This is a genomic window from Thermostichus sp. MS-CIW-15 (assembly GCF_054060575.1).
Map to the genome: position 1 here is coordinate 71245 of NZ_JBSSDI010000010.1, position 12845 is coordinate 84089.

Here is a 12845-nt window from a genome sequence, read left to right on the forward strand (position 1 = left end):
AAGGCCATCAGCCCTCTTGCCTGCGAGAGCGCGCTAGGATGGGCGCAACGCCCTTTTCTCTGGATCCCATTTGTTCTGTTATGAGCTTGCCCCGCGTGCCCCGCTCCCGGCCCCGCCCAAAGTTACGCTCGATCCCTCGCCGCAAAACCGAATCGGCTCTCTATGCCGAGATGCAGCAGCTCACTGTGGAAAAGCAGCGGCTCAACCAGGAATTGGAGTTCATTCAGGAACGGCAAGGGCAAATTCAAGCAAGGCTCCGGGAAATCGAACAAGCGCTACAGCGTTTTCAGCAGGAGGCAGAGAGCTTTCGGGATCCCGCCGCTGCTCGAGAACCGGGCACTGGCCGCTTCTCCTCCTCCCGTTTCCCGCCGATGACCTTTGAGTACTGAGCCAGTTCCCTGCCGAGTGGGGAAGCCAAAGCCATTGCCAAAGGAGCAAAAAACTGGGTTTAGAGCCCCGTTCTGTCCTTTGGGACGGCCTTGTGGTACCTTTTGTATGGCGGCATGGGTAGTCAACCGCTTCAAAAACCCAGTAGTCTAACCCCTAAGACATTAGCTAGGGTTTTGTATTGGCCTTGAAGCGGTACCCTTGGGCAGAAGAGAACCGAGCCGCGAGACCGAAGTCCAGGGGTAGACCTGTTGGCTTTTGCTACCGGGATCCAGCCGCCCAGTCCGAGATCTTCTCATGGCCCATTCTGAAACTCCATCCGGCATCGCTGAGTCCATAACTGCAACTGAGTACACAAGGAGCTGAGCCTCGACCATGGTTACTGCCACCGCTACTGCGACCAACGTTGGCTACATCACTCAGGTCATTGGACCTGTGATCGACGCCGAGTTTCCCAGCGGCAAGCTGCCTGAAATCTACAACGCTCTCAAGGTGGAGGCGACGACCGAAAGCGGATTGAAGGTCAAAGTCACCTTTGAGGTGCAGCAGCTTTTGGGGGATAACCGCGTGCGGGCCGTGGCCATGTCTTCTACCGATGGCTTGGTGCGGGGCATGCCAGTGGTGGATACAGGTGCCCCGATTACCGTGCCGGTGGGCGAGGCTACCCTGGGTCGCATTTTCAACGTGCTGGGGGAGCCAGTGGATCAAGGAGAGCCGGTGCAAGCCAAGGAGTTTGCCCCCATCCACCGCAGCGCGCCGCCCTTTGTGGAGCTGACCGTCAAACCGGAGCCCTTTGAAACCGGCATTAAGGTGATCGACCTGCTGGCCCCCTTCAAGAGAGGTGGCAAGGTGGGCCTGTTTGGCGGCGCCGGCGTCGGCAAGACGGTGCTCATCCAGGAGCTGATCCACAACATTGCCGAGGAGCACTCCGGCCTATCGGTGTTTGCCGGCGTGGGAGAGCGCACCCGCGAGGGGAACGACCTCTACAACGAGATGAAAGAATCGGGGGTGCTGGACAAAGTAGCGCTGGTGTACGGCCAGATGAACGAGCCGCCGGGCGCTCGTATGCGGGTGGGCCTGACCGCCTTGACGATGGCGGAGTACTTCCGCGACGTCAACAAGCAGGATGTGCTGCTGTTTATCGATAACATCTTTCGCTTTGTGCAAGCTGGCTCGGAAGTGTCGGCGCTGTTGGGCCGCATGCCCTCGGCGGTAGGCTACCAGCCCACCTTGGCCACGGAAATGGGCAACCTGCAGGAGCGGATCACCTCCACCAAGCAGGGATCCATCACGTCGGTGCAAGCGGTGTACGTGCCCGCCGACGACCTGACGGACCCGGCGCCGGCGACGACGTTTGCCCACCTGGATTCGACGGTGGTGCTGTCGCGCAGCCTGGCGGCCAAGGGCATCTACCCGGCGGTGGATCCCCTGGATTCTTCGTCCACCATCTTGCAGGCAGACATTGTGGGCGAGGAGCACTACAACACCGCTCAGGCGGTGAAGCAAACGCTGCAGCGCTACAAAGAGTTGCAGGATATTATCGCCATTCTGGGGTTGGACGAGCTGTCGGAAGAGGACAAGCTGGTGGTGGCCCGCGCCCGCCGCATCGAGCGCTTCCTGTCGCAGCCGTTCTTTGTGGCCGAGGTCTTCACTGGCTCGCCTGGCAAGTACGTGAAGTTGGAGGACACCATCAAAGGCTTCCAGCGCATTCTCTCCGGAGAACTGGATCATCTGCCGGAGCAGGCTTTCTATCTGGTGGGCACCATCGAGGAGGCCATCGAGAAGGCGGAGAAGCTCAAGTCCAAGTAATCCCTCACCCTCAGCCCCTCTCCCAGGGGGAGAGGGGGGTTGGCGGCTGCTGAGGATCCTCGGCCACAGGCCCGAAGCGGTAGCCTTTGCCATAGACGGCGTGGATCAACTCGGGGGAGCCGGGCAGACGGAGGCGGCGCCGCAGCAGGCGCACCTGAGCAGCCAGGACGTTGCTGCTGGGGGGATCCTCGCCGGCCCACACCCGCTCGTAGATCTGCTCGTGGGTGAGCAACTGGCCGGGGTGGGCCATGAAGTACTCCAGCAGGCGGAACTCTTTTTGGGAGAGGTGGATCATCCGTCCTTGGCGGTAGGCCACTTGGTTCTCCCGATCCAGCTCTAGGTCTCCAATTTGCAGGCGAGGGATCCCTTCGCCGGGGCCGGCAGCCCGCCGCAAGAGGGCTCGCACCCGCGCCAGCAGCTCCCGCAGCTCGAAAGGCTTGACCAGGTAGTCGTCGGCGCCGGCGTCCAGCCCTTCCACCCGGTCGTCGAGAGTATCTTTGGCGGTGAGGAAGAGGATGGGGGTGGCGCGATCTACCTGTCGCACCTGTTGGCAGAGGGAGAGGCCGGACAGGCCCGGCAACATCCAGTCCAGTACCAGCAAGTCGTAGGGTGGGGCTGGGGGCTTCTGCAGCAGCTCCCAGGCGCTGTTTCCCTCGTAGGCCACGTCCACGCTGTGGCCCTCTCGCCGCAGGTGCTGGGCCAGGGAATCGGCCAGCTCCACTTCGTCGTCCACCAACAAGATGCGCGCCATGCTCTAGGATTCTGTCTCGTCGTCGCTTGCCGGAGGGGCCAGGGAGGGAGGGGGCTCCAGTTGTAAGCAGAGATCGTAAAGGCGGCGCCGCGTCCACAGGGGGGATCCCTGGAAGCGCCGGGCCAGTTGGCGGCTGGCAGCGGAGCGGGGAAGGCCCTCGGCCAGCAGGCGGGCCAGCTCCTGGCGAACTTCCGCTTCCGAGGGGGAGGTTTCTTCGCCCTTTTCGGAGGCAGGCCGCCCCTCTAGAACAAGGGTGAACTCCCCCCGCGGCGGCTGGGCGGCGCAGTGCTCCAGAGCGGCGGCCAGGGATCCCCGCCAGAAGGACTCGTGCAGCTTGGTCAGCTCGCGGGCCAGCACGATCTGCCGCCGGGGGCCGCAGTGAGCCAGGAGATCTTGCAGGGTTTGCTGCAGGCGATGGGGGGCTTCGTAGAGAACGACGGTGCGCTCTTCTTGGGCCAGTTGTTGCAGACGGGCTTGTCGTTGGCTGGCTTTGAGCGGCAAAAACCCCTCGAAGACAAACCGCCCTGTGGCCAGCCCAGAAGCAGCCAAAGCGGCCACTGCCGCTACCGGGCCAGGCACCGGGATCACCGGGATCCCAGCTTGGATACAGGCGCGCACCAGTTCCTCTCCTGGATCGGAGATGGCGGGTGTGCCGGCATCGCTGATTAGGGCCACCGACTGCCCTGCCGCCAGATACTTGAGGATTTGCGGGATGCGCTGGGCGGCGTTGTGCTCGTGGTAGCTGATGAGGCGGGCGGAGATCTGAAAGTGTTTAAGAAGCTGGCCGGAGTGGCGGGTGTCTTCTGCCGCCACCCAGTCCACTTCCCGTAGGACTCGCAGCGCCCGCAGGGTAATGTCTTCGCGGTTGCCGATAGGGGTGGCCACCAAGTAGAGGCTGGCGGTGGGGCGCTCCATCTCGACAAGGCCAGAGCTAAGCGGGTACTGCTTTCCAGGTTAAGGGATCCCTGTGGCAGGATCGGGGAAGATTGGCGGGAGAAAGCAGGTGCGCCTGACCACGCGAGCTACCTATAGCATCCGGGCTTTGCTGGATCTGGCGATGCTTGGCCAGGTGGCCTCGGTGCGGGCCATTGCCGAGCGACAGCAGATCCCGGCCCCCTATCTGGAAAAGCTGTTGATCGAGCTGCGCCAGGCTGGCTTGGTCTGTTCGCAGCGCGGGGCGCAGGGGGGCTACCGGCTGGCACGGGCACCGCGGCGGATCCCAATTAGCGCCATTTTGGCGGCGGTGGGAGAATCTCTGGATCCTCTCCCGGCTGAGAGGGCAGGGGCTCAGCAGGAAGGCTCTGCGGATGGGCTGGACTGGGTAACGGAGGCCCTCTGGCGGCGGATCGCCCAGCGGGTGGAGCAGGTGTTGGAGGAAACAACTCTGGAAGATCTCTACTTCGACGCCCGCAGTTGGCAGGCAGCCCAAAGTCAGGGGGGAGGGTTTGTGGTCTGATCGCGCCTGCGGGAGGGAGACCTTGCTGTTTTTTCCGAGTCAGCCAGCCGCTCCCCTGGTGCTGGCGGCGGCTTTGGGTCTGGATTACTGGTTGGCAGATCCCTGGGGGTGGCCCCATCCGGTGCGGGTGATGGGGGCGGTCATCGCCTGGGGCCAGAGTTGCATTCTCAGGCGCTGCCCAACGCCGGCGGCCCAGCGCTGGGGCGGGGCAGCTCTCACCCTGGCGCTGCTGGCGGGATCCTACGCGGCAGGCTGGGGGCTGATCGCCGTTGCCCAGGCTCTCCATCCCTGGGCAGGGATCCTGATGCAGATCATCCTGATGGCCAGTTGCCTAGGGGGGCGCAGCCTGCGCTTTGCCGCCTTGGAGGTGTTGGATCCCTTGGAAAAGGGGGATCTGCCGCAGGCCCGCCAGCGCCTAAGCCGCTACGTGGGCCGGGATACGGAGCACCTGACGGAGGCGGAGATCTTGCGAGCGGTGGTCGAGACGGTAGCCGAGAATACCCCCGACGGGGCGACGGCCCCTTTGTTCTATGCCTTTTTGGGAGGGGCGCCCTTGGCTTTGGCCTACAAGGCCAGCAGCACGCTTGATTCGATGGTGGGCTACCGCCATGCCCCCTTCACCTACCTGGGCACGGTGCCGGCCCGCTGTGAGGATGGGCTGACCTGGCTGCCCTGTCGCCTGACGGTGCTGACCCTGGCCCTGCTCAGCGGGGATCCCTGGGGATTTTGGCAGCGCTGTCGCCGCGACGGGCGGGCGGATCCCAGCCCCAATTCGGGGTGGAGCGAGGCGGCCTTTGCCTGGCGGCTGCAGATCCAGTTGGGAGGCACCAATTTCTATCGCGGCATCCCCAAAGAGAAGCCCAAGGTGGGGATCCCGGCTCGTCCCTTGAGCCCCCAGGTGGTGCGGGAGAGTCTGGGGCTGCTGAGGCAGGTTCTGGGGGTGTGGGGAAGTTGGATGGTGGGAGTAACTCTAGTTCTCAACTCTCCTCTCCCTCTAGGAGAGGGGTTGTAAACTACTCCAGACTAAAGTCAGGAGCTTTTAGTAGCCCTGCAGTCGGCAAACCGACCGCGGACCTCTGGGCTGGTTTACAGCAGCCCCAATCGACCGTTCCCAGTGCCTTAAAAGCCGTTTCTGGTGCCCGCAACACTAGGATAATTCAGAAGCAGCTAAAGCTGCCTAAGCCGAACAGAGGCAGAAAAGGCGAGGTCTTGCAGTCAAAACTGAACGGTCTGGAGCGTCGCATGCGCATGGGAAGGAGCTCCGGGATCCAAGGGCTTTTAATCTTAACGGGTGCTAGCTCAGCGCCCAGCGCTGCAGGGCAATGCCGAGGAGCAGGCCCAGGCCGCCAAAACGCAGCACCTGCCAAAAGGTGGCAGGAACGGGGTTAAACACTTCCAACAGGTAGGCTTGCAGACGTTGTTCCAATTGGCTGACTTCCGCCTGGATTTCAGCCCAGTGTTCGGGGGAGAGCTGGGATAGGCGCTCCAGCTCGCGCAGGTCGGCCAGCCGCGCTTGCAAGATCTCGAGCTTGGCTTGCAGAGCCTCAAGGGAATCGGGGGAATCGGGAGGAGCGGTCACGGCTGCGCCTCGGCTGGGGGGGCGGGGGAACGGGATCCGGCAAACCCGGTTTGGATCTCGTTGAAGGGTTTGGCTTGGATCACCCCTGGGGGGACGGGATCCAACTGGAAGAGGGCGCGAATGGCGTTTTCCACTTCGGTGATGGGGCGGTTGCCAATGGATTGGTAGACGAGGTTGCCCTGGGAGTCAAAAAGCAGGGTCTGGGGGACTTGGCCGCTGTAGTATTGGCCACGCTCATCCCCAGGCAGGAGGGAATCGACAGAATAAGGAATGAAATAGACTCCCCAGCCATAGCGAACTTGCAGGTTGGCCAGGGTGGCTGCGTATTTTTTGCAGTCGCTGCTGTCGTCGATGTAGTACACCAGCAGGGCCGGGATCCCTTGTTCTTTGGCCTGTTTCAGGGAGACACGAGGGGGGATCATGCCGCCGTTGGAGCCATAGAGGGCAAAGATGTTGCCGTCGTAGCGGTCGTCGTTGAGGAGAGCATGGGCAGGCGGAGACAACCAGCCCATTAACACGACGCACAAAGCTACCAGGAGAAGACGCAGCCACAGCATGATTCAAAACAGCATGATCCAGGGAGGATTGTCGGGCAGAGGGGAGGCTCTCTCATTGTGCCATTTTGCCCCGGTTCAGTCTCAGGGGCGGTGGATGATGGCCTCGACCCGCCGTTGTTTTTTCACCGGATCTACGCCCACCAGCCGGATGTAGTCCTTGGGAAAACGGCTGAGGCACTGCTCGACAGCCTGACAGGCAGCGGCCCATTCTCTCAGGTGGGCAACTCCACACTCCTGCCAGGAATGAACGCGGTAGCGGCGCGGATCCGCATGCTCCACCAGGATCTCATAGCCTTGGGCCAGGATCTGGCGAAGCTGGGCCTGCACGTCTGGGTTGAGGGAAACTGGGGCAGGATCGGCCGAGTTGGCAGCCACAGGAGGAGGGGATGGCGGGGAAGCGGGGGGCGGCTCTTGAGGAGCGGAGCGCCGGAGGCCAAGGTATTCCTCGGAGAGGCGACGGGCTTCTACTTGGTGTTGCTCGGCTTTGAGCTGGTGGCCGGCCTGGATCAACTGCTCCAGAGAAAATCGCGGTGGCGGAAACTGGGGGGCGCCCTCTTTGCTTTTGAGCAGGCGAAAGGCAATCCCTTCCAGGCCGACTTCTTGGATAAATTGCCATACCTGCTCGTCGTAGAGCTGGGCGCGCAGGGCGCCGAAAAAGTCGATGGCCTGCTCGGGAAAGGCGTCCACCAGGCGCTCAATCTCCTCAAGAGACAGCCCGTCGGCTTGAAAAATGCCGTGAACGATGTGGATGCGGTCGGTGCGGCTGGGCTCCCAGTAGAACTTGCGCATGCGCCCATCGCGGATGAGGGGGGCATAGAGGGTGGAAAAGTCGTTGCCGGTGGCGATGATGGGCACCCGCGGCAGGGGCTTGGGATCGTAGCTGCCGGGAAGCTGCACGTTGGTGGGGTTGTCGGCGATGTTCATCAGGGTGGCGCTCACCAGTTGGGTGTTGACGGTGTACTGGGTCATGCTGTTCAGGCGACCGGCGCCGGCATCCAGGTCGTTGATCATCAGCACGGCCATCTGGCCAAATTTGCGGATGTGCTCGGCAGCTTCACGGTAGCGCAGGCAATCATACGGGCGGGATCCCCGGCGTCGGGACTTTCCAGCTCGCCCCCCGAGATGTGGACGGCATAGACCTTCATGCGCTCAAAGATGAGGTTGCATTGGAAGGTCTTGCCCTCCCCCTTGCGCCCGTGGATGCCCAAGATGAGCGGAACGGGCACGTCGGGCAGAGGAAGATGATTTTTGGTCAGGTGCAGGGCGACAACTTTAAGAAAGGTGGGGGGGATGTAGTAGCTCATCGGTGAGCTTGGTTGCGAGAGTTTCTATTTCCTCCATTGTCGTTCTGGGAAGTTGGCCCCTGCCCCTCCTCGGCCCAATTCTCGGCGGGCAGCAGGGACAATACTCCAGATAAGTGCTAATTATCTGGACTATCGGCAAGGGGAAAGAGTGCCCACATGGGCGTTGCCATGGGATTACGCGGGAGGTTAGTTTTTGTAACAGTCTTCCGGCAGGGCGGCCCCAGAGATGGCAACACAAGCTTTTCTGGCGCTCTGGTCAGGCCGGCTTAGACGAAAAGCTGTCCATCTAAGGGTGAGATCTTGCTGTTGAATTGCCTAAGCTCTGTGTTGCTGGCTGTCGAAGCCGCCGCTCCCGTCGAGGCGCCAGGGGGAGACAACCTCTCTCCCTTGATCTTGGTGGCGGTGCTGCTGGCCTTGGTGGTCATCTACTTGGCCAGCCGCGTTGGCGGAGAAATGGCCGTTCGCCTGAGTTTTCCCCCCGTGCTGGGAGAGTTGCTGGGAGGGGTGTTGGTGGGCGGTTCTGGCCTGGGGTTACTGGTTTTTCCCGAAGGGCCGCTTTCTGCCGAGGCGTTGCCTACCTTGGCCCAGTCCTCAGCTCTGATGCAGATTCTGCAGGCCACCGCGGGTCTTGACAAGGGATCCCTGGTGCAGGTGTTCTCCTCCCAAAGCCAGATCATCGACATCCTCTCGGAGATGGGGGTGGTTATCCTTCTCTTTGAAATTGGTCTTGAGTCGGATCTGGGGGAACTGTTGCGGGTTGGCCCGCAGGCGGCGGCCGTGGCCGTTATTGGGGTTGCTGTGCCCTTTGCGGCGGGAACACTGGGCCTGCTCTACCTCTTTCACGTGCCTGTCATCCCTGCCATCTTCGCCGGGGCGGCTCTGACGGCAACCAGCATTGGCATCACCGCCCGCGTCTTGGCCGAGCTGCAAAAACTCACCTCCCTCGAAGGGCAGGTGATCATCGGCGCCGCCGTCCTGGACGACGTGTTGGGCATCATCATCTTGGCGGTGGTGGCCAGCTTGGCCAAAACCGGAGAGGTTGACGTCGCCGATGTTGGCCTCATCGTCGTCAGCGCTGTCGTCTTTCTCGTCGGCTCTATCGTCTTGGGGCGACTCCTCAGCCCCTACTTTGTGGCTCTCCTCAACAACCTGAAAGCCCGCGGCAACCCCCTTTTGCCCGCTCTGGTCTTGGCTTTCTTGTTGGCCTACGTAGGGCAGGTGATCCACCTGGAGGCGATTTTGGGCGCTTTTGCCGCCGGCCTAATTCTAGGGGAAACCGACAAGCGCCAGGAGCTAGAAGAACAGATCAAGCCCGTTTCCGACCTGCTGGTGCCCATCTTCTTCGTCTGCGTCGGGGCCAAAACCAACCTCGCCGTGCTCAACCCCACCCTCCCCGCCAACCGCGAGGGGCTGATCATTGCCGTCTTCTTGGTTAGCGTTGCGATTGTGGGCAAGCTGGCCGCCGGCCTGGGGGCGTTCGGCAAGCCGGGCATCAACCGCTATGCCATCGGCGTGGGCATGATCCCGCGCGGCGAGGTGGGCCTGGTGTTTGCCGGCGTGGGAGCGGCCAGCGGGGTTCTCTCCGAGGCTCTCGACGTCAGCATCATCGTCATGGTGATCGCCACCACCTTTATCGCCCCCCTCTGGCTGCGGGGAGTATTGATCGGGGAAGTAGACTCTCCTCCTTCTCTCCTGGATCTGCAGGCAGAAGCATCAGAGCAAGACCGCGTCGAAACCCCATCAGCTCGCTCAGACTCAGAGCAGGTGGGCATTCCTGAGAGTTGAATCACCTCGACTTTCTCCCCAAACGTCCCCAGAGCGTCTGGAACAGCAGCCACAGCGGGTTGCGACGGCGGGATCCCACGTCTTCAACCTTCTCCGCCCTCTCCTGTTGGGGCAAAATCACCCGCATCGAGGGCGGGTCAAACCGCTGCATCGTTGTGGAGCGCCGATCCACCACCTCCGCCTTTAGGCTGCGAAAGCTGACAGACTGGAGATACCGCTGAAACTCTTCGTTCGACAACTGGCGAATGCAATACTGCATCCGCACCTGATCCCCCAACTGGATCTGATCCCCATCCTTGAGATCCCAGCTCAGACATTTCTGCCCGTTTACTGAGATGCCATTGGTGCTGCGCTTGCCTTCGATATTGCCGTCCAACAGCCGGTAGGTGTAGCCACCGCCCTTTTGCGGCAGCCGCAAGAGCAGCGCGTGCTGCCGAGAAACCGCCGCCGAATGGACGACAATGGCGTTGCTGGGATCCCTGCCGATGGAATAGGTGGCGGCACTGAGGGCCACAGCCCGCCGTCCCTGCTCGTCATCGATCACCAGCACATGCCAAGTCTGGGAGGGGGAAGACGCTGGGTCAGCAGGCATCGTTTGGGGTTGGCTTTGCCAGAGAAAGGTTCGGCAGAAGAAGGGCCTTCCTTCATAATGATAGGATAGGGCTTAGCCACCCGCGAGGAATCGTAAACAGCCGCCATGACTGCAACTCCCTCCCTTCTTCAGGAACTTCCCCCCATCTACCCTGGCGTGGCCGTGCGGGTCATCAATCCCAACGATACCTACTACCTCTTTGAAGGACAAGTACAGCGGGTTACCGACGACCATGCCGCTGTCCTCTTCGAGGGGGGCAACTGGGATAAATTGGTTACCTTCCGCCTTTCGGAATTGGAACTGGTGGACAAGTCCCGCCGCTAGCTCCGCTCCGCTTTCCTCTAGAACTTCCCCATGCGCAGCCATTGGCAGGAACCTTTCCTTTGGATCCATGCCGCCGGGATCCTCCTCTTCCCCTTGTGGATTGGGCTAACCGTCATTGGGTTGGCCACCGGGGATCCTCTCCTGTCGGTGGGAGTAGAGCAGGCCGCAGTGGCCGTGGCGGGCATTGGGCCAGTCTTTGCCATGCAGTGGCGCAAGCCCTTCGATGTCTTCAGCCTGTGGGTGGCCGCCGTTCCTCCCGAGGAACTCACCCCCGACCAACGCCGCATTTTGGCTGCCTTCCTCAGCCCCGAACACAAGATCTTGACGCTATTGGCGGCACTCCTGCTGCTGGAAGTCTTTGAGCGCCTCTACGACTTCGCCCCCCTCTTTGCCCCCCTCACCCCTGGCAACGGCACCCGTCTGGCCGGCCTGGCCATAGCCGCCTTCGGGTTTTGGGGGGCCAACCTGTTCTTGCAGATCCCCCTTGCTGCAATACGGGTACTTCTCCTCAGCGAGCCGGAGCTGGCCCAACTGGATCCCATCCCTGCTGAGGAGATCGAGAGCCGCTTCTCCGTTGTTGGCGATCGCCACACCCCGCTGTTGCAACGGCTGCTGCGCCGGATTGCCGCAGTCCCATCGCAGGCACAAAAAGATGGAAATCAGAGACTCGACTGTAAAGTAGAAGTAGCCGAAGCTGCAGGCTCAGATGCCGAATCCGAAGGACGGGAGGCTGCCACACCGGAAACGACCCCTGACTTCACTTAGACAGGTTGCTGGGACGGATTTCTACCCCAAAGAAACTGCAGCTCGATGCTAGAGTGGATGGGATCGAGACTGTTGTCTGACCATCGGCGTTCTCCTGATCTTCGAGGCTACCGCACCGGCAATGGCGAGCAACTTTTCCTTCCGCTTTAAACAGTTCACCCAACGCCTCAGAGAAACCACCCAGCTTCCCCAGTTTTTCACCGAGCAAGCCACCAGCGAAACCCAAAACCTCGCGCGGGAGTTGGCATTGGTTGGGGAATACGCCACCCAGCTCAGCCAGGTGGTGATGGAGGTGGACTTCCTCAACCAGCTCTACACCCGTCTTTTGAACGAGCGGGAAGTGCTGCAGCAGGAAAAAGACAACTTAGAAGCGCGGGTCTTCGAGTTGCAGCAGGAGCGCAACGAGACTGAACCCCAAGTGATGTACCTACGTGAACAACTGAGCCAGGCCGCCTTTCAACTGGAGCAAACGCAAAACCGCGAGCGCAGCCTCAGCGAGCGGGAACGGCAACTGTCGGAGATCGTGGCCCAACTGGAGCGCCGGCGGGCTGTGCTCAACCAGGCCATCGAAAACCTCACCAACCAAGAGGCCGATTACACCGTTCGCAACAAAGAGCTAGAGGCCGTCATCAAAGATAACGAGCGCAAAGCCAAGCAATACCTAGAAGCCGCCAACCACTACCGGGCGTACTTGGAAGAGCTGAACGCCCAGATACAGGAAGCTCAGGCCAAGCTGAGGAGCCTCGGTGTTGAGCCCAAACCCGCCGACCTGCCGCGGCTTGAGGATATGGAAAAGCCAACTCCCATCCCCACGCCGCCGCCCTCTACTCCCATCGGCTACCCACCACCCCAACAGCCTCCTCCACCCCAGTCGGGCGGCTACTGGTCGGACAGCCCCTTCGATGACGATCCCTGGAGCTAGGGGCTATCCCAACAGCGCTTGTAAGTCAGCTCTGCGGCAAAGCTCAGTGCCCTCTGCCCTGAGCCGCCTTGGGAGAGCTGAGGGAGACGCGTACCCTAAAGAAGAGATCCACAGTAGGGGATCCAGCGTCCAGTTACACCCAAGCCAGACCTATGGAACTGACTGTGCCGGATTTGCAAGCCCTCAGCCAATGGGATCGGCAGTTCTGCCGCTTTGCCGAGCAGCAACAGCTCCTCAAGCCCAAACAACTGGCCTTGGCCCTGAAGATCCAGCGGCAGCAGCACGGCCCCCTGGCCTTGATCCTCTGGCAGTTGGGGTTTGTGGGCCTGCAGCACTTGGCGCAGTTTTGGGAGAGAGTATCTGGCGACGCTGACCCGGAGCTGCTCCAAGACAAGGCCTTCGGCTGACAAAAAGGGTGACTGCTGCCGTCTGTTTTCCTGGCCGAGGAGCGAGACTGCAGTATGGCCTTTTCGGACTCCACCGTCACTCATCCTGAAAGTCCTGTAGCGGTGAGCTGCGGCTGATACATTTACGCTGAACACTGCTGAGCATTACTGCTCAGCGGTGAAGCGATAGCATTCTGTCCGTTTCCGTTGTCACTACGCGACGCTGAC

14 protein-coding genes and 1 pseudogene are annotated in these 12845 nt (G+C 61.4%); 9 read left to right on the forward strand and 6 right to left on the reverse strand.

Translation table 11 applies throughout. The features are described 5' to 3' along the window. The first annotated feature begins 80 nt into the window (after positions 1 to 80). Entirely contained in the window at positions 81 to 389 is a 309-nt protein-coding gene (locus ACVW0R_RS05480) for a gas vesicle protein GvpV (protein WP_240527746.1), read from the forward strand. Between the two features lie 373 nt (positions 390 to 762). Further along, positions 763 to 2196: a F0F1 ATP synthase subunit beta gene (atpD, locus tag ACVW0R_RS05485; RefSeq protein WP_011429328.1), complete on the forward strand. Its 1434-nt coding sequence runs from the start codon at positions 763 to 765 to the stop codon at positions 2194 to 2196. A gap of 10 nt (positions 2197 to 2206) precedes the next feature. On the opposite strand, the gene rppA is transcribed toward atpD, so the two are convergent. Further along, complete coding sequence (rppA, locus tag ACVW0R_RS05490; protein WP_011429329.1) at positions 2207 to 2947, reverse strand: two-component system response regulator RppA; 741 nt, start codon at positions 2945 to 2947, stop codon at positions 2207 to 2209. Between the two features lie 3 nt (positions 2948 to 2950). Next, the gene (gene rsmI / locus ACVW0R_RS05495; RefSeq protein ID WP_099812486.1) at positions 2951 to 3862 is read right to left on the reverse strand and encodes a 16S rRNA (cytidine(1402)-2'-O)-methyltransferase; all 912 of its coding nucleotides are present in this window, start codon (positions 3860 to 3862) and stop codon (positions 2951 to 2953) included. Between the two features lie 88 nt (positions 3863 to 3950). Between rsmI and ACVW0R_RS05500 the strand changes: the two genes are divergently transcribed. Together ACVW0R_RS05500 and cbiB are read left to right on the forward strand one after the other, a co-directional pair. Further along, positions 3951 to 4403 (forward strand): Rrf2 family transcriptional regulator, encoded by a 453-nt coding sequence (locus tag ACVW0R_RS05500; RefSeq protein ID WP_011429331.1) that lies wholly within the window; start codon positions 3951 to 3953, stop codon positions 4401 to 4403. A 22-nt stretch (positions 4404 to 4425) separates the two neighbouring features. Further along, entirely contained in the window at positions 4426 to 5415 is a 990-nt protein-coding gene (cbiB, locus tag ACVW0R_RS05505; protein ID WP_099812485.1) for an adenosylcobinamide-phosphate synthase CbiB, read from the forward strand. 282 nt (positions 5416 to 5697) lie between these two features. On the opposite strand, the gene ACVW0R_RS05510 is transcribed toward cbiB, so the two are convergent. From ACVW0R_RS05510 to ACVW0R_RS05520, 3 genes and pseudogenes are all read right to left on the reverse strand, one after another. Beyond that, positions 5698 to 5982 carry a hypothetical protein gene (locus ACVW0R_RS05510; RefSeq protein ID WP_011429333.1) on the reverse strand — a complete coding sequence of 95 codons (285 nt, stop codon included), beginning with the start codon at positions 5980 to 5982 and terminating at the stop codon, positions 5698 to 5700. Continuing rightward, positions 5979 to 6494 (reverse strand): thylakoid membrane photosystem I accumulation factor, encoded by a 516-nt coding sequence (locus ACVW0R_RS05515; protein WP_228375408.1) that lies wholly within the window; start codon positions 6492 to 6494, stop codon positions 5979 to 5981. The genes ACVW0R_RS05510 and ACVW0R_RS05515 overlap by 4 nt, the downstream gene beginning before the upstream one ends. Positions 6495 to 6620: 126 nt before the next feature. After that, positions 6621 to 7843 (reverse strand): annotated as a pseudogene (locus ACVW0R_RS05520) (ribulose bisphosphate carboxylase small subunit). 327 nt (positions 7844 to 8170) lie between these two features. On the opposite strand from ACVW0R_RS05520, the gene ACVW0R_RS05525 reads away from it, so the two are divergent. After that, the gene (locus tag ACVW0R_RS05525) at positions 8171 to 9628 is read left to right on the forward strand and encodes a cation:proton antiporter (protein WP_457390901.1); all 1458 of its coding nucleotides are present in this window, start codon (positions 8171 to 8173) and stop codon (positions 9626 to 9628) included. Position 9629: 1 nt separating this feature from the next. Here ACVW0R_RS05525 and ACVW0R_RS05530 read toward each other — a convergent pair whose 3' ends face one another. Then, positions 9630 to 10220: an FHA domain-containing protein gene (locus ACVW0R_RS05530; protein WP_011429337.1), complete on the reverse strand. Its 591-nt coding sequence runs from the start codon at positions 10218 to 10220 to the stop codon at positions 9630 to 9632. 105 nt (positions 10221 to 10325) lie between these two features. Here ACVW0R_RS05530 and ACVW0R_RS05535 point away from each other — a divergent pair, with 105 nt between their 5' ends. From ACVW0R_RS05535 to ACVW0R_RS05550, 4 genes are all read left to right on the forward strand, one after another. Then, complete coding sequence (locus ACVW0R_RS05535) at positions 10326 to 10544, forward strand: NAD(P)H dehydrogenase subunit NdhS (RefSeq protein ID WP_099812483.1); 219 nt, start codon at positions 10326 to 10328, stop codon at positions 10542 to 10544. A gap of 30 nt (positions 10545 to 10574) precedes the next feature. Further along, complete coding sequence (locus ACVW0R_RS05540; protein ID WP_011429339.1) at positions 10575 to 11309, forward strand: low-complexity tail membrane protein; 735 nt, start codon at positions 10575 to 10577, stop codon at positions 11307 to 11309. Positions 11310 to 11430: 121 nt separating this feature from the next. After that, positions 11431 to 12231, forward strand: a complete 801-nt coding sequence (locus ACVW0R_RS05545) for a hypothetical protein (RefSeq protein WP_011429340.1) — start codon at positions 11431 to 11433, stop codon at positions 12229 to 12231. 152 nt (positions 12232 to 12383) lie between these two features. Further along, positions 12384 to 12638 (forward strand): DUF2949 domain-containing protein, encoded by a 255-nt coding sequence (locus tag ACVW0R_RS05550; protein WP_041438079.1) that lies wholly within the window; start codon positions 12384 to 12386, stop codon positions 12636 to 12638. The last annotated feature ends 207 nt before the right edge of the window (positions 12639 to 12845 follow it).